General features: G+C 68.3%; 10 protein-coding genes. 7 read left to right on the top strand and 3 right to left on the bottom strand.

From position 1 onward, the window contains the following. The coding region (locus K2R93_21040) for an MBL fold metallo-hydrolase (protein ID MBY0492337.1) at window positions 1-1,443 on the bottom strand (1,443 nt) is incomplete at its 3' end. Between the two features lie 248 nt (window positions 1,444-1,691). Between K2R93_21040 and K2R93_21035 the strand changes: the two genes are divergently transcribed. Next, complete coding sequence (locus K2R93_21035) at window positions 1,692-4,271, top strand: carbohydrate binding family 9 domain-containing protein (protein MBY0492336.1); 2,580 nt, start codon at window positions 1,692-1,694, stop codon at window positions 4,269-4,271. Window positions 4,272-4,299: 28 nt separating this feature from the next. On the opposite strand, the gene K2R93_21030 is transcribed toward K2R93_21035, so the two are convergent. Continuing rightward, window positions 4,300-5,844 carry a sulfatase gene (locus K2R93_21030; GenBank protein MBY0492335.1) on the bottom strand — a complete coding sequence of 515 codons (1,545 nt, stop codon included), beginning with the start codon at window positions 5,842-5,844 and terminating at the stop codon, window positions 4,300-4,302. Between the two features lie 141 nt (window positions 5,845-5,985). Between K2R93_21030 and K2R93_21025 the strand changes: the two genes are divergently transcribed. Further along, a complete protein-coding gene (locus tag K2R93_21025) occupies window positions 5,986-8,013 on the top strand; it encodes a hypothetical protein (GenBank protein ID MBY0492334.1) in 2,028 nt (675 codons plus the stop codon). A 30-nt stretch (window positions 8,014-8,043) separates the two neighbouring features. Here the strand turns inward: K2R93_21025 and dacB are convergent, their stop codons facing one another. After that, window positions 8,044-9,585, bottom strand: coding sequence for a D-alanyl-D-alanine carboxypeptidase/D-alanyl-D-alanine-endopeptidase (gene dacB, locus K2R93_21020; GenBank protein MBY0492333.1), 1,542 nt, complete (start codon window positions 9,583-9,585; stop codon window positions 8,044-8,046). Between the two features lie 55 nt (window positions 9,586-9,640). Between dacB and K2R93_21015 the strand changes: the two genes are divergently transcribed. The 5 genes from K2R93_21015 (at window position 9,641) to K2R93_20995 (ending at window position 17,452) form a co-directional block, all read left to right on the top strand. Next, a complete protein-coding gene (locus K2R93_21015) occupies window positions 9,641-11,092 on the top strand; it encodes an amidohydrolase family protein (GenBank protein ID MBY0492332.1) in 1,452 nt (483 codons plus the stop codon). Then, complete coding sequence (locus K2R93_21010) at window positions 11,089-11,418, top strand: hypothetical protein (GenBank protein ID MBY0492331.1); 330 nt, start codon at window positions 11,089-11,091, stop codon at window positions 11,416-11,418. The genes K2R93_21015 and K2R93_21010 overlap by 4 nt, the downstream gene beginning before the upstream one ends. A gap of 35 nt (window positions 11,419-11,453) precedes the next feature. Next, on the top strand, window positions 11,454-12,965 hold the full coding sequence (locus tag K2R93_21005; GenBank protein ID MBY0492330.1) for a hypothetical protein: 1,512 nt from the start codon (window positions 11,454-11,456) through the stop codon (window positions 12,963-12,965). An 86-nt stretch (window positions 12,966-13,051) separates the two neighbouring features. Continuing rightward, window positions 13,052-15,805: a hypothetical protein gene (locus tag K2R93_21000; protein MBY0492329.1), complete on the top strand. Its 2,754-nt coding sequence runs from the start codon at window positions 13,052-13,054 to the stop codon at window positions 15,803-15,805. 27 nt (window positions 15,806-15,832) lie between these two features. Beyond that, entirely contained in the window at window positions 15,833-17,452 is a 1,620-nt protein-coding gene (locus K2R93_20995; GenBank protein MBY0492328.1) for an SDR family oxidoreductase, read from the top strand. Window positions 17,453-17,626 lie beyond the last annotated feature (174 nt).

Below are 17,626 nucleotides of genomic sequence, written 5' to 3'. Positions count from 1 at the left end.
GGCAGGGGCGGGCGGCGGCGCGGTTCCCCGACGTCGCGCACTGCATTTGATCTCCACGAGGGCCGCGGGTCGGGGCATCGCGGTCACCGACAGCGTGGCCCGCACCGGCGGATTCGTGGGGAAGAACTTCATGTACTCCGCGTTCATCGCCGCGTAGTCCGCCATGTCCTTCAGATACACGGTGCATTCGGCGACATCGGCCATCGTGGCGCCACCCGACTGCAGCGCGGTCCGGATGTTCTCCATCGTCTGCCGGGTCTGTGCGGTGATGCCACCGTCGACGATGTCCTGCGTGCCGGGCTTGATGCCGGTCATGCCGGCGACGAACACCCAGTCGCCATCCCGCACGGCAACGGAATACGCCGGCACGAGTGGCGCCAGTCCCGGCGGATTGAGCACGACCCGATCGCTCGCACCGGCCGAAGCCACCGCGGCCGCACGCGGTGGCACCACGATGGGCGCAAACCAGGTGGGGAAGAAGGTCGTGCTGCCGGGCGAGGCGCGTCGCACCTCGTCCAGGAAGCGCGCGCGGTCGGCGAGGGCGGCGGCGTTGGGCTTCGGGTCACCGTAGGCATCGGCGTGGCTGGGAATCACCAGCGCCGGATGGCCCAAGGCGCGCAGGAGCCGCCCGGTGAAGTCGAAGATCTCGAGCCGCTGACTGTTGGCGCCGACGAGCGCGATATCCGGGCGGAGTCCTTCCATCTCCCGCTCGAGGAAGTTCATGGAGCCCATGATGAGCACTTCGTGCCCACCGAGGCGCAGCAGATAGGCGAGGCTCCCGCCTTCCTGGTAGTCGCGCCGGGTCAGCGGCGCCTTGAGCCCGCGGGGCGCGGTGCCGGCGATGCCGCGGCCGTTGTTGAAGTAGCGCTTGTTCTCGAGGGCGCTGTGAATGCTGGGAATGACGCGCAGCGAGAAGTCCTTGAAATCGTAGTCTTCTCCGCCGCGCACCGTGATGAGCTGCGGCTCGGGCACGGCATAGGCGCGGGCGAGATTGGCGGCCGTTTCATGACCCACCACCACGGCGCCCGTCTTCTTCGCGATATACCCGGCGTCGAGCGCATGATCGGAGTGACCGTGCGTGATCAGGATGTAGTCGGCTCGCCGCACATGTTGATTGATGAGCGTCGTATCCGGCGCGTACACCCCGTCCGGTTCGGGGCCATCCGGTGCGGCGCCGGGCGCCCAGCGCGCGAACTGGGTAAGGAACGGGTCCACCAGAATGACCCGCTTGCCGTCGGTGATCTCCCAGCCGGCATTGCCAAGGTAGGTGAGCTGCAATTCGCCGGCGGCCAGGGGGGCGGACGCGCTCGCGGGTGCGCTCGCGGGCGTCCGCACCGGCGCCGGGCGGGGGGGCTGCGCCGCCACCGGGGCGCCCAGTAGCGTGATCAGGGTGGCGGCAAGGCCGAGCGCCGCGGGATCAGGCCAGCGAACCGTACAGCGCAAGGCATGCGGGGGACTCCGGAAAGCGGGTCGCATCGGGCGGGGGCTCACCCCCGTCGAGGTCAACGGAGCCGGACCGCCGGGAGTACTCTTGGAGAGATTCCCCCGCAATTCTACGGCTCCGCACGCTGCGCCGTCGGCGTGATGGTCGCTGTCCGAAGGTCTGCGGGCTCCCGCCCCCCGCTCGACAGGTGTTTGTGCGCCCCCTTTGGATTGCCTTGCTCCGCCGCGTCGTGTGTGTGAGCGCCGTCATGGCCGCTCCGCTCGCGGCCCAACCCTCCCCGAAGATCGCGCAGGCCACCCGGACGACGCGGGCGCCGCACATCGATGGGAAGTTGAATGAGGCCGAGTGGACCACGGCGCGGGCATTCTCCGACTTCTTGCAGCAGCGCCCGGTGCCGGGCGCGGCGCCGTCGGAAGCCACGCTCGTGTACCTCCTCTACGACGACGAGGCGCTGTACGTGGGTGCGCGGCTCCGGCGGGCCGATCCGTCGGCCATCCTGCGCAACCTGTCGCGGCGCGACGGGCAGGGGGTCGCCGAAAGCTTCACCATCATCATCGACCCGCAGCGCGATCGGCGCACCGGCGTGGGCTTTGGCGTGACCGCGGCCGGCGTGCGCTCGGACTACCGCCACACGCAGGATGACGCCTTCCGTGGGCGCGAGAGCCAGTACGATCCCGTGTGGACGGCCAGTGCGCAGATCGACTCCAGCGGCTGGACGGCCGAGATGCGCATTCCCCTGTCGCAGCTGCGCTTTCCGGCAACCGATCAGCAGCAGTGGGGCGTGCAGTTCGACCGCTGGATCCCGGACAAGAACGAAGAGCTGCAGTGGGCGCTCATTCCGCCCTCGGAGACGGGGTACATCTCCCGTTTCGGCACGCTCGTGGGCCTTAATGGTGTGCGCAGCGTGCGCCCGGTGGAGCTGCTGCCGTATGTGGCCGGTGATGCCACGCGCCGCGCCACCGCCGGGCCGGTGCGCAATCCGCTCAACAAGCCGCTCGCGGCCCGCGTGGGTGGCGACATCAAGGCGGGGCTGGGCTCCAACCTCACGCTCGACGCCACGATCAATCCCGATTTCGGTCAGGTCGAGGCCGATCCGGCGGAGGTGAATCTCAGCGCCTTCGAAACCTTCTTCGACGAGCGTCGCCCCTTTTTCGTGGAAGGGAGCGAAATGATTCGCGGCAACGGCGCCGGCTACTTCTACGCGCGCCGCATCGGGGCGCCGCCGCATGCCAGCGCGAGTGGCGACTTCGTGGACATGCCGCGCGCCAGCACGATTCTGGGCGCCGCCAAGGTGACCGGGCGCTTGCCCAGCCGGCTCTCGATCGGCGGGCTCGCGGCGGTGACGGCGCAGGAGCACGCCCGCACCTATCTCATCGATTCCTCACTCACCTCGCGGGTGCGCGTCGAACCGCGCACCGCCTACAGCGTGGGGCGCCTGCAGCAGGACATCGGCAAGCAGGCGTCCACCATCGCGCTGTCGTGGTCCACCACCAGCCGCAATTTCGCCGGTGACCGGACGCTCACGGCGCTCCTGCCGCGCGAGGCCTACTATGCCGGCACCGACTGGCGGCTGCGGTTTCAGCAGGGCAAGTACGCCCTCTCGGGTTTCATCGCGGGGACGCACGTCGCCGGCGATACCGCGGCGATCCGCCGCCTGCAGATGAGCAGTGTGCGCTTCTTTCAGCGCCCGGATCTCACGCATGTGCGCTTCGATCCGCTGCGCACCTCCATGAGTGGCTACTCCATGCAGCTCCGCGCCGACAAGGACGCCGGGCGCCGCATTCTGTGGGGCGCCGAGGTGAAGGCGGAGTCGCCGGGGTTCGAGCTCAATGATCTGGGGCGCCTGCAGTCCACCGACGACATCGAATACAACGCCGATCTGCAGGTTCGCGAGACGGTGCCCGGGAAGTATCTCCAGAGCTGGCAGCTCGGCTTCGAGACGCGCGGCTCCCGCAACTATGGCGGCGTGCATCAGGGCAACTCGTGGGCGCAGAATACGCGCGTGACGCTCAAGAACTTCTGGAACGTCAACCTGCGGTCGTCGATCGATCTGCCCACGCTCGATGACGCGCTGACGCGCGGCGGCCCGTTGATGGGCAAGCCGCGGGAGTTCAAGCAGGACTTCCGGATCAACAACGCCTTTGGCGCGCCGACCTTCTGGCGGCTGAACGCCGGGTACGGCATCGACGAGTTCGATACCTGGCGCATCAACGCCGGCGCCAACATCACGGTGCGCCCCACGTCACGCGTGTCGCTCTCCGCCGAGCCGACCTACCAGCACGGGACGGACCCGCGGCAGTACGTCACGCGCATCGCGGGGGGGACGCGCACGTACGGCAACCGCTACGTTTTCGGCGCGATCCACCGCCAGACGCTCTCCGCCAAGCTGCGCCTGAACTACACCTTCTCGCCCAACCTCACGCTGGAAGGATACGCGGAGCCGTTCGCCGCGACCGGGCACTACAACAACATGGGCGAGCTGGTGGCCCCGCGCAGTCGGCAGCTGCGCCTCTATGGCACCGATGGCACGGTCGTGTCGGTTGACAGCGTCGGCGTGCGCACGATCACCGACGGCAGCCAGACGTTCACGATCAGCAACCGCGACTTCCACGTCCTCTCCTTCCGCTCGAACGTGGTGATGCGCTGGGAGTGGTCGCCGGGCAGCACCCTGTTCGTGGTGTGGCAGCAGAACCGGCGCACGAGCGAGGCGTACCGGCAGGCACTGTCGCCACGCGAGCTGTTCCTGACGACGCGCGCGGCCGGTGACAATCTCGTCTCGGTGAAACTCAGCTACTGGTTGCCGGTGATGGTGGGCGGGCAGCGGTAGCCGGGCGCCGTGGCACGCCACACCGGCATCACTTGCCGCGCAGTTTGGCCACCGTCCCGTCCACACCGTTGGGGAGCTGTTCGTTGGCCAGCTGGTCGGTGTCCTGGTACCAGGCCTTGAGCCGCAGCAACTCGGCCTTGAGCTCCGCGGTCAGGCGTGCCATTCCCGGCTGGCCGTAGAGGTTGTGGAGCTCGTACGGATCGTTGACGAGATCGAACAGCTCCCACTTATCCTTCTGCCAGAAGTAGATCAGCTTGTGCGTGGTCGTACGGACGCCGTAGTGCCGGCGCGTGTTGTGATCGCCCGGATCGTGGTAGTAGCGGTAGTACATCGACGTGCGCCAGTCGGCGGGTGTTCGGCCTCGCAGCACAGGCAGCAAGCTCCTCCCCTGCATATCGCTGGGGACCGCCAGGCCCGCCGCGTCCAGAAAGGTTTCGGCGAAGTCCAGATTGAGCCCCATGGCCTTGCTGGTGGTCCCCGGCTTGATCTGGGCCGGCCATCGGGCAAGAAAGGGCATGCGAATGGACTCCTCGTACATGAAGCGCTTGTCGAAGAGCCCGTGATCGCCCAGGAAGAATCCCTGATCACTCGAGTAGATCACGAGCGTGTTGCGAGCGAGGCCGGTGGAGTCGAGATAGGCGAGCAGGCGCCCCACGTTGTCGTCGACGGACTGCACGGTCGCCAGATAGTCCTGCATGTAGCGCTGGTACTTCCAGCGGACGAGTGCTTCCCCGCGCAGCACCGTAGTCGTCCCGTCGATGGTCGTCACGACCGAGTCCGGCGCGGTCCCCTGCCACTGGGTGAGTGCCGGTCCCGTGAGACCGGCGGGCGGCAGGAGCTTGAGATCCCGATTGGTGAGATCGCGATCGATGCGCTGGCGATTCTCGTGCAGCGCATCGGTGCGCGTTTCGTAGCGATCCCAGAATGTCACCGGTTCGGCGAAGCGCATGCCGGCGAACTCGTGCTGGTGCACGGAGTCTGGTTCCCAGGGCCGGTGTGGCGCCTTGTGGTGCACCATCAGGAAGAACGGCTTGTTCTTGGGTCGGGTGCGCAGCATGTCGAGCGCCCGATCGGTGATGACATCGGTGGCATAGCGGCCGCGATAGGTGGTGTCGCCCGTGGCCGTGTACATCACCGGGTTCCAGTACGCGCCCTGACCCGGCAGGATCTCCCACCGGTCAAAGCCCTGCGGGTCGCTGCCCAGATGCCACTTGCCTACCATGCCGGTGTAGTAGCCGCTGGCCTGCAATAGCGTGGCGACCGTCGGCTGTTCGCTGTTGAAGCGATTGAAGACGGTCACGCCGTTGAGATGCGAGTACTTCCCCGTGAGAATGACCGCGCGACTCGGCGTACAGATCGAGTTCGTCGCGAACACCGCATCGAGGCGCGCCCCTTCACGCGCGAGACGATCGAGATGCGGCGTGCGATTGACCTTCGACCCGTACGCGCTGATGGCGTGCGCGGCGTGGTCATCGGTCATGATGTAGAGAATGTTCGGGCGCTGCGCGCCGAGGGGCGCCGTCAGGAGCAGGGCGCCGAGTAGCGCCGGCAGGGCGGGGCGAGGAGAGCGCATGCGGAGAAAGTGCGGCGCGTGAGCATCGCCCGCCAGCAACGCCACGCGCTGTGACGGTGTGAGACGCCTGGATATTCCTTGGCGGAGTGGGCGTGCCGGGAGCTTGTCGCCGGCCGCGTCGACTCGCATTCTCTGCGGACCATGTGGCTGAGACGCGCGCGATTCCTCTGGTGTGGCCTGCTGCCACTCTCGACGCTGCCGGCGCAGATGCTCGACGCGCCGCGCGCGACGGCGCTCCCGCGCGCCGTGCTCGACTCGATGCTTCGTGCCGAACTGTTGATGCAGCGTGACCGCTGGCAGGCGGAAGAGATCCGCGTGCACGGCCCCACCCGCCATCCACAGCAAACCGAACCCGAGATGCAGCGGCTGGCCCTGATGCATTGCCATACCGACCGCTTCTACGCGCCCTCGGCGTCGCTGCTGGCCGTTCCGCGTGGCGTGCAGTCGATGCAGCGGCCGGCCCCGCCGTATCCGCTGCCGACATTCATTGCGAGCACGGCATACAAGACCGCCATGTGCCCAAGCTGGGCCGTGGCGACGCTCGATGACTCGCCGCTGAGCGGCCCGCGGCATCTGCAGATGACCAGCGCCCCGGCGCAGGCGTGGCCGTTCTCGGATGACCTCGTCATGGCGCTGGATCGCGCGGCTCAGGCCGATCCGAACGACGCGTGGGCGACAAGCCAGCTCACGCGCGTGCTCACCGAGAATGGCGATACGACGCGCGCGCTCGCCGCCACGGAGCGGTGCGCGCCGAGCCGGGTTCCATGGTGCGCCGTGCTGCACGCGTACGCGACGTACTCGGCCGGCCAGTGGCCCGCCGCACAACGCGCCTACCGATCGGCCATGACGCTGCTCGATCAGGAGTCGCGCTGCCGGTATCGCGATGCGACGCTCCTGCTGCCGCCGGCCGACGCCGAGGTCTACAACGGACTCCCCTGTGCCATCCGCGATACGGTCGATGCCACGCTCTGGTGGCTCTCCACACCACTCTTCAGCGACGGCGCCAACCTGCGCGCACTGGAGCACTTTGCGCGCGTGGTGCGGCTGGAGCTGGTGTCGGCCCTGCCGTTCGATGCCCATCACGACCTGCGGCGCGAGACGGGAGGCGATGCGATTGCCGAGATGCGCGTCCGGTACGGCTGGCCGCAGCATCAGTTCTACACCGGTGCCGAGGAAGACCGATCGCACTGGCGCTATCAGGAGGCGAACAACGCGCCGCCCTTTCCGGTGGCTGAGTACAGCCGACTGAATATCCCGTCGGTGGTGTCGTGGCGCGCCGTGCTCAAGCCGAACACGGTGAGCGATGCCGACTATCCGTGGGCGCCGACACGACTCGCGGCGCGCACGAATACGCCGATGGCCGCCGAACGGGCGTGGTGGCCGCGGGAGTTCTTCCTGCATCCGCGCGGGCTGATGGCCCGGCTGCCGGAGCCGCAGCACGTCGTGCTGCGTCGCGACTCGGCAGCGGTGCTGCTTGTGGGCGCCACGCTGCCGGCGGGTACCGAGGGCGAGGCGATGCTGCTGCTCGCTCCCACGACGGAGGCGGACGCGGTCCTGCGCCTCGATCGGAGCCTGATCCGTCGCGGCACCCGCGTGGTGCTCCGCGGCACCACGCCACGTGCGGGGCTCGCGAGCGTGGAGGTGCTGCCGGCCGGTGGTGGCAGTCTGCGCAGCCGCTTTCTCGTGGCGGCCGAGGCCATGCGCCCGCTCGCGCCGAACAGCTGTGCGATGTCGCCGCCCGTGCTGCTCGACGCGGCCGCCATCCAGCGGCGCGGGGCCGCTGATGTTGACGACGGGCTCCTGGGCAGCACGCGTCTCGTGCGCCCCGGGCGCCTGGGCGTCGCCTGGGAGAGCTACGGCATTCGCGAACGCGATACGGTCACGATCAGCCTGCGGATTGCCGGCGCCGCCACGCAGACACGGATGGAGCAGATGGGGCGCTTGCTGCACGTCGGCACCGATCCGCGCGTGGGGCTTACGATGCGGTGGACCGAGCCCAATCCCTCGTATCTCGTGACGCCGATCGAGGCGCGCATCCCCACCCTGCTGCGCGAACTCACGGTGGATCTCTCGGCGCTGCGCAGTGGTGCCTACCGCCTCGAGATCAGCATGGAGCGCGCCGGGTGTGCGGCGGTCACCTCACAGCGCGCGTTCACCGTGGTCCGTTGAGCGGCACGGTGAACGGGGTCGCTGCGGGCGCTACTTGATCCGCTCCCAGGCCAGCGACGCGATCTCGCCGAGCGCCTGACCGGCCACATCGGTGGGGTCACCCTGCTTCACGGCCAGGTTGTTCACGTAGAGCGCGATGGCGAGATGTCGGCCGCTCCTGGTCGTCACGTAGCCGGCGAGCCCCTTGCCGGTGACGAGCGCCCGGCGATTGAGCGCGTCGTACTTGGAGTAGGTGCCGGTCTTGGCGTGCACGAAGCCGGCGCCCGGTGACTTGACCTGAATGAGTGCCAGTGTGCCGTCGCGCCCGAGAATGGGGAGCGCGTCATGGAAGGCGCCCGCCCACGGCTTCTTCGCGATCATGGCGAGATACTGCACCATGAACATCGGCGAGAAGAGGGCATCGCCGCCGGCGCCATCACCCTGCTGCGCGCCATCGGTGTCGAGCCCTTCCTTCTGCAGCCAGTCGCGCGCGATGTCGAACCCCGTGCGACCGGCGGGCGCCTGCGTCAGCGCCGGCAGGAGGAGCGGGAAGTTGCTCGCGTGCAGATTCTGACTGGTCTTGAGCAGCACCACCGCTTCGGCGGTGAGAGGCAGCGACACATGCTCGGCGACCATCAGGGAGTCCGTGTAGACCGACGCGAAGGTGCGCGCATCGCTGGTGCGTGCCCCCAGGCGCGGCACGGCGCTGATGCCGGCCGCCTGCAGCGCTTCGGTCAGCACGATCTCGCCAAAGCGGCGCGGCGAGGCGACCGCCCAGCGCGCGTTCACCGGTGCGCCGCGGGGGATGGTGCCGGTGGCGATCATCACGCGGCGATCGGGGCTCGTGCTGTCTTCCACCGTCCGCACGGCGACCGGCGCGCCGGAATCGGCGGTAGTGAGCGTGGCGTGCACGGTGAGGTAGCTCGTCTTGGGGCTGACCTCCACCTGCACCGGATCACCGGCGCGCGTGCCGGGGCGCAGCACGATATCGATGACGTTGTCGTTCACGACCATGGGCGAGAGCACGATGCGCGTGCCCAGCTCCCGGTCGCCTTCGGGGAAGAGCGAGGCATCCACGATCACTTCGCCGCTGATCTTGCGGATGCCGGCCTTGGCGACCTGCTGGACCAGCGCCTTGATCGTGGTGAGCGGATCACTGTCGAGCGGCATGCCGCCATAGGAGTGATCGCGATCCACGAACGCGTAGCGATTCCCGTCGCGGACGCGCCCGGAGAGGTTGGGGTCGCCGCTGGCGCGCAGCACGAGATCGCCCAGCAGGACGCCGTCCTTGATGGGCCCCGTGCGATAGATCCGCGTGCGGAAGCGATGATCGGGGCCGAGCGCTTCGAGCGCGGTCCCCATCGTGAGCAGCTTGGTGGTCGACCCGGGCGTGAAGAGCCGATCGGTGTTCACACCGGCCAGCAGTTTTTTCGCGTCGAGGTCGTAGAACGCCACGCCCCAGAGCGCATGACGGAACTCGGGGCGGTCCATGACGGCACGGATGGCGGCGTCAGGGGCGGGGGCCTGCTGGGCAGCGAGCAGGAGGGGCGCGGCCGTGAGGAGGCCGGCCAGAGAGCAAAGGAGGGGGCGCATGATAAGAGTGTGCAGCCTCCTCGCCGCGCCCGCCACTCACGCGGTAGCTTGGGGCATGTCTCGGACCCGTGCTCTGGCCAGCCTGATGCTGGCACTCACCTGCTTCGCGCGCGGCACGGCCGCGCAGGCCGCCCCCTACGACCGTGTGATCCTGCACGGGACCGTGATGGACCCCGCGAGCGGCCTTTCGGCCCTGCGGAACGTGGGGATCCGCCGCGGCCGCATTGCGGCGGTGACCGCGGCCCCCATTCGCGGCCGGGACACGATCGACGCCACCGGCCTCGTCATCGCGCCCGGCTTCATCGACGTACACGCGCACGGGCAGACCGCCGAGACGTATCGCTTTCAGGCGCTCGATGGCGTGACCTCGTCGTTCGAACTCGAGGTGGGCACGGCCGATGTGGCGCAGTGGTACGCGGCGCGCGCGCCCGGGCAGCGCATCAACTACGGCGTGTCGATCGGGCACATGAAAGCGCGCATGGTGGAACTCGGCGACTCCGGGCTCGTGATGCCCACGGGACCGGGGGCCTACCGCGTGGCGAATGACGCCGAAGTGGCGCGCATCATGGCGCGGGTGCAGCGCGGCCTCGACGAGGGCGGGGTGGATATCGGGGCGGGCTTCACCTACACGCCGGCGGCGACGCCCGCTGAGTTGCAGGCGCTGTTCGCCGTGGCGGCCAGAAATCACGTGCCGGTGCATGTGCACACGCGCAACGGTGTGAAAGGGCTCAGTGAAGCGCTCGCCTTGGCGCGCGGCGCCCACGCGTCGCTGCATGTGGTGCACATCAACAGCGCGGGCTACGCCGAAACACCGGCGATGCTCACGATGATCGCCGACGCGCGCAAAGCGGGGATGGATGTCACCACCGAAGCGTATCCGTATACGGCGGGGATGACGGAGATTCAGTCCGCTACCATCCAGGACAGCAATCGCGATGCTCCGGACTCGGTATTGCAGGCGATGGAGTGGCCGCGCACCGGTGAGCGGCTCAACCGCGCCCTCTTTGCCAAGTACACCGCGATCGGTGGCCCGGTGGTGATTCATCGCAACACCGAGCCGATGGTGATTGCGGCCATCACGAGCCCGCTCACGATGATCGGCAGCGATGCATACTGGCAGGACGGCACGGGGCATCCACGGACGACGGGGACCTACTCCCGCATTCTCGGGCGCTATGTGCGTGAGCAGCAGGTGATGCCGCTCATGGAGGCGCTGCGCAAGATGACGGTCATGCCGGCGCAGCGGCTCGAAGCGCGGGTGCCGGCCATGCGGCGCAAGGGGCGCATCGCGGTGGGGGCCGACGCCGATCTTACGCTCTTCGATCCGGCGACGGTGCGGGATCAGAGCACCTATCGGGAGCCGTCGCTGCCGCCGGTGGGGATGCGGCACGTGCTCGTGAACGGAGTGCCGGTGGTGCGCGATGGACGCGCGCTCGACGGGGTGACCCCGGGACGGGCGCTACGGGGGCCGGTTCGACCGCCGGTGCCGGGCAGAGCCGCGCGATGATTCAACTGCTGGCGCTGCTCGTGGTGGGGGCCATGGTGTGGGTGGTGCGGCTGCAGCTGCGGTATCTGCGCTCATGGTCGGGGATTTGGCGGGTCCTCTCGCTCGTTCCGCCGCTCCTGATCGTGGCCCAGATCGCGGTTATTGCGTGGGACACGACCCGCGACCCAACCTCGCACAACCTCTGGCCGTTCGAGATTGTGATCAGCGTGATCGCGGCACTGGCGGCCTACGGTCTGCTCGCCCTCGCGGTCGCCGGAGGGGCGCTGCTGCGGCGTCAGCGCGAATCCCGCATTCCAAGTCCTGAGGACCACGAATCGACGGGGTGATCGTGGTGAACGTGTACTCCACGTAATATTCGGACATGCTCCCGCCGCTGCCGACCCTCGCCGCGCTCGTGAACGCCATCCCGTCGCCTCGCGATGTCCTGCAGGCGCAGGCGGCGGGGTACGAACTGGTCTTCGCGCTGCAGGGGCCGTTCCTGCTGGCGATCATCTGCTCGGCGGTGTTTCTGGGCCGCCCCGGCATGCGCGGGGTGGCGCTGGTGTACAGCTGCCTGTCGCTCGCGACCGTGAGCAGTGCGTTGTCGGTCATGAACCTGCTCACCAACGGGTCGGCCGTTCTGCACGATGTCGAGCTGGCCGTGGCGATGTCCTCGGTCGCGGCGACGTGGATGTTCGCCCGGCGGGCCGTGCGGGCGCTCGCTGGGGAGCCGTTCTCCACGAGCGGCATTGCGCTTCCGATTGTCTTGCTGTCGGCGTTGTCGACCGCCGTCGTGCTGCTGTTCCCGAAGCTGCCGTTCACCGGGGCGGCCGAGGTGCTGTTCAAGACCGCCGCGCCGCGCCCGCTGCTGCTCCTGATCTTCCTGGCCTGCGCGTGGGACGCGTGGCAGATGAGTCGGCGCAGCGCCGTGGGACGGCGTGCGCTGCAACTGGTTGCCATCGCCTTTGCGGCGATGGTGTTCCGGCAGTTCGTGGGAATCACCGCGTCGCTGGCGTCCTTCACCGGCTTCGTCATCGCGACGCAGACGGTGACGGTCATTCAGGTTGCCACGAACGCCCTCAATGGTGTGGCGCTGTTGGCGGCGCTCATGCTCGAGGAGCGTGACGCGGTGCAGGCACAGGCTGAGCGCATGCGCGTGGCCGAAATGCGCCTGGCGCGTACCCAGCGCATGGAGAGCCTGGGGCAGATGGCCGGTGGGATTGCGCACGACTTTGCCAATCTGCTCACCGCCATCTCCGGTGGTGTGCAGGCCGCGCGCGTGAGTGCGGCCAAGCCGGAGGCCGATGAGCACCTGCAGTGGGCGTCGGATGCGGTCGATCGCGCGGCGGGTCTCACGAAGCAGCTCGCGCTCTTTGCGCGACTCCGCCCGCCGGAGATCACCGTGTTCTCGGTGGGCGATCAGGTGCGCACGATGGAACCGATGCTGCGTCGCCTGATTGGTCCGTCGATGACGCTGGCGGTGGAAGTGCACGATGCGCGCACGGCGGTCCGCATGGACGTGAGCCAGTTCGAGCAGATCGTGCTCAATCTGGTGGTGAATGCGCGCGATGCGATGCAGGTAGGCGGGCGCATCGATGTCGCGGTGCGCACGATGGCGGCCGACGCCTTTGCACCGGCCGTGCTCATTGACCAGCCGGAGCAGCCGCAGATGGGGCGCCTGGTCGCACTGGAGGTGCGGGATACCGGCAGCGGCATCGCCGCTGGCGACCTCGAGCGGATCTTCGAGCCGTATTTCAGCACCAAGGGCGATCGCGGCACGGGGCTGGGGCTCGCGACGGTCAAGTCGGTGGTGCGGGCAGCCGGCGGGGCGATCGGCGTCGAATCCACGCTCCGCGTCGGCACGATGTTCACGGTGGTGATTCCGCAGGTCTGAGTCCGGGGCGCCGTCACCGAGTTGTTGCTTGTCAACCACCGCCGGATGGCGGTAGCGTCTGGGATCCCTTTGCCCCGGACGATTTCGTGATTGCCCTGTTGACGGTGCTCCTCCAAACCGCCGCGACCCAGCCCCCCAAGCGCGACATCGCCGATCCCGGCGCGATGGCGGTTGGGCAACGGGTGACGCCCGCGGGTGTGCAAAGCGTGTTTGTGGGCCGCGTGCACAGCGTGCGCTTCGGCGCCGCCCCCGGCGAACTGTGGGCCGCCGTGCCGGGCAACGCGTGGCGCCTGGCCTGGCGAGACAACCGGGTGCTCACCGAGGTGCAGTTCAACGGACGCCCGGGCGTGCACGGCCTCGTCATCGACCCGGTCACCAAACAGGTGGCGCTCTCCAGTGTGGGGCGCTTGCCGGCGGATGTGGCGGCGAGCCGCGTGCCGGGCGGACCGCCGCTCTCGCGCGCCAAGTCGGTGGTGCAGTTCGTGGGCTACACGAACGACAGCAGCGCCAGGATCGTGAAGGAGTCGGGACCGCTGGGCGACTTCCTGGCTGGCGGACCGGCGATTGCCGCACGCGCGAGCGCCGACGGCCATCGCTACGCCGTGCTGCCCATGCCCGCCGACGACAAGCTGCTTGTGCTCGACGCCGACTCCAAGCAGCGCGTGCGTACGGTGCCGCTCGGCGTGTTGCCGGTGGCATCGGTGATTTCCCCCGACGGCGAGACCGCCTGGGTCACCGTGTTCGGCGGCCCGCGTCCGGAGCCCGGCGCGCGCAGCGCCACGCAGTGTTGCGATCCGGCCGCCGAGCCGGTGCGCGTCAACGCACGCGGGATCGCCCTCCCCGGCACCGTGGAGCGTATCGAGGTCGCGACCGGCAAGGTGACGCATCGCATCACCGTCGGCGCGCATCCAACGGGCATCGTGTGGGACCAGGCACGGCAGCGGCTCTACGTGGCCAACGGCAACAGTGACTCGGTGTCGGTGATCGACACGCGCGCGAACGTACTGGCGGGTCACATCGCGGTGGCGCCCTTTCGCGAGCGACGCATCGGGCTCGCGCCCACCGCGCTCGCGCTGACACCCGATGGTCATACACTCGTGGTGACGCTGGGTGGTGTGAACGCGGCGGCGCTCTACGATGTGCGCGCGGCCCTGCCGAGCGGGGCGGTGCTGCGCGGACTCATCCCTACGGGCTGGTATCCGAGCAGCGTGGATGTGAGTGCCGATGGCAGGACGCTGGCCGTTGGGACGCTCTTTGGTGTGGGCGCCGGCACCGGGCGCACGTTGGGCAAGACGGCGCGGTATGTGTTCGCCGAGCGCGGCTCGGTGAACGTGATCGACATGCCCGACGATGCGACGCTTTCGGCGTACACCACGAGCGTGGCCCAGAACAACGGGTTGCATCTGGCGACGGGGCCGGCGGCACCGAGTCTCGTGCCGCGTGCCAATGTGGTCGCGCGCCCGGTGCCCGAGCGGCCGGGTGAACCGAGCCCCATTCAGCACGTCGTGTACATCATCCGCGAGAACCGCACCTACGATCAGGTGCTGGGAGACATCGGCAAGGGCGCCAGTGATTCGTCACTCACCATGTTCGGGCGTGCGGTCACGCCGAATGCGCATGCACTGAGTGAGCAGTTCGTGCTGCTCGATCACTTCTTCGCCTCCGGCGGCAACTCCGCCGATGGTCACAACTGGCTCACGCAAGCGAACGAAACCGCGTATCCCATGTGGCCACTCTACACGGGGCGCAGCTATCCGAGCGAGGGGAACGATCCGCTCACGTACTCGGCGGGCGGCTTCCTCTGGGAAAGTGCGGCGGCCAAGGGAAAGCGGGTGGTGAGCTTTGGTGAATACGCGCCCGCGCCGCCAGACAAGGGCCCGGGCGTGCGGACGGGGCTCATGGCCAAGTATCGCGACCCGGCGGTCTACAGCGCCCCCTGGGTGCGCACCACGCTCAAGGGGATGTACAACACGCGCAGCGAGATCCCGAGTCTCGACAAGATTCTCGTGCGCGAGTATCCAGGCTGGACGCAGGATGTGCCCGATGTGATGAAGGCTGATGTCGTGCTCGAGCATCTCAAGGAGTGGGAGGCGGCGAAGGCCATGCCGCATCTCACGCTGATCATCTTGCCCAACGACCACACCGAAGGCACGAGCGCCGGCTGGTGCACGCCGGCCGCGTGCGTCGCCGATAATGATCTCGGGTTGGGCAAGATCGTGGAGGGGCTCAGCCACTCGTCGTTCTGGAAGTCGATGGCCATTCTGGTGGTCGAAGACGATGCCCAGAATGGCGTCGATCATATCGATGGGCACCGCACGGTGGCGCTCGTCGCGAGTCCGTACGCCAAGCGCCGCGCGATCGACTCGACCTTCTACAGCCAGCCGAGCATGGTGAAGACCATCGAGCTCATGCTGGGGCTGCCGGCGATGAGCATGTTCGATCTGGTCGCGACGGACATGCGGAACAGTTTCCTCGGGCCCAACGAGTCGCCCGACTTCACGCCGTACACGGCGATCACGCCGCAGCAGTCGCTCTTCGAGACGAACGTGCGGACGGGTGAGATCACCGGGCCCGACGCCGCGGCGCGCAAGGCGGCGGCGGTGGCGAGTGCGCGCATGAACTTCCGGGAGCCCGATGCGGCGCCGACCGAGAAGCTCAATCGCATTCTGTGGGGCGAGGTGAAGGGGTGGCGCACGCCCTATCCCACGGTGAAGCAGTCGCTCTTCTTCCCGCTCGCGGTGGATGTGGACGACGACGACCGCGAGGAAGAGGAAGAGGAGGGGTCACCCCTCCGGCGCGTCTGTACGGCGCTGCGCCTCTGCCGCGCGGGGGCGCGCTAGCCGGGTCGCCCATGCCGCCGGTGGCCCATGCCACCGGCGGCCCCGGGCAGCATACATTGCGGGGTGACTGCTTCTGACCTGACGCCGCATACCGACGGCGCCCCCGACCCGTTGCCTGCGCCCGCCGGGCCGGAATTTGCCGCGCAACTCCGCGAGGTGACGGCGTTCCTCACGCGCATCGCCGAACAGCGGGCGCTGCTGGTGGGCGTGCCCGCCGAGGATCGCCATGCGTTCCTGGAGGTCGTCGCCGAGGTGTTTCACCCGGATCCCAAGGCCCGTCGGTCGATGGTGAAAGCCGCCACGCGCGAGCGCAAAGCGGCGGCCGCGGCGAAAGACGATCAGGTGCTCAATCAGACCGGCATTCGTGAACTGCGGCGCAAGCCGGTGTTCACGACGCCGAATGTGTATCCGCCGGAGCCGCCGCCGACCGCCGCGTTGCCGGGGCAGGCGACGGTCATCGATGTGGCGCCCGCGGACGAAGTGCGCGTGTCGCGGGGCGATGCGGTCGTGCCGCAGCACTGCTACATCTGCAAGCAGAAGTTCACCACGGTGCATCACTTCTACGATCAGATGTGCATCCCGTGCGGTGACTTCAACTACGCCAAGCGCACCGAACTGGCCGATCTGCGCGGGCGCACCTTCCTGCTCACCGGTGGCCGGGTCAAGATCGGCTATCAGGCGGGGCTCAAGCTCCTGCGCGCCGGCGCGCGCCTGCTGGTGACGTCACGCTTCCCGCGCGATTCGGCACAGCGCTATGCGGCCGAGCCCGACTTCGCGGTGTGGCGCGATCGGCTCGAGATCTTTGGCCTCGACTTGCGCCACACGCCCAGCGTGGAAGCGTTCTGTCAGCTGCTGCTGCAACAGGAATCGCGACTCGACGGGATCATCAACAACGCCTGCCAGACCGTACGGCGTCCACCGGCGTTCTATGCGCACTTGATGGAGGGGGAGCGGGCGCCGATCGCGAGCCTGCCGGATGTCGTGCGCGCGCTGGCCCCGACGGCCGTGGTCCCCGCCGCCGTGGAGCCGCGGGCGATCGGCATGTCGCAGGCGGCGGCCTTGTCGCAGGTCCCGCTGCTGCCGGAAGACGAGCTCACGTCGCCGGCACTCTTTCCCGTGGGGCAGCTCGACCAGGATCTCCAGCAGGTGGATCTGCGCGATCGCAATTCGTGGCGACTGCTGCTGGCGGAGGTCTCGAGCGTGGAATTGCTCGAAGTGCAGCTCGTGAATGCCATCGCGCCGTTCATCATCAATGCGCGCCTCAAGCCGCTGATGTTGCGCACGCCCAATCGCGACAAGCACATCGTGAACGTGTCGGCGATGGAAGGGCAGTTCTATCGCAACAACAAGACGACGCGCCACCCGCACACGAACATGGCGAAGGCGGCGCTCAACATGATGACGCGCACGTCGGCCGCCGATTACCAGCAGGACGGCATCCACATGAACAGCGTGGATACCGGCTGGGTGACCGATGAAGACGTGGCGGAGCTGGCGGCGCGCAAGGTGGCGAACCATCGCTTTCATCCGCCACTCGACATCGTGGATGGCGCAGCGCGCATCGTCGATCCGATCATCGACGGCATGAACACCGGCGTGCATCGGTGGGGGCAGTTTTTGAAGGATTACGTGCCGACGGATTGGTAGGGGAGTTGGCGGGGGTGGCCCTTGAGAACTGAGAACCGAGCGGTGAGCATCGAGCGGTGAGCCGGGAGACGTGCCGCGTCCCGTCTCGAGTCTCCAATCTGTTCAGACCGGGATGATGGGTGACACCGAGACCGGGATGATGGGTGACACTGGGCCATGTTTTGAGCTCCACGC

The sequence above is a fragment of the Gemmatimonadaceae bacterium genome, from assembly GCA_019752115.1.
In the GTDB taxonomy this organism is placed as follows: Bacteria; Gemmatimonadota; Gemmatimonadetes; order Gemmatimonadales; family Gemmatimonadaceae; genus Gemmatimonas.
This window is presented reverse-complemented; position numbering and strand designations above follow the sequence as displayed.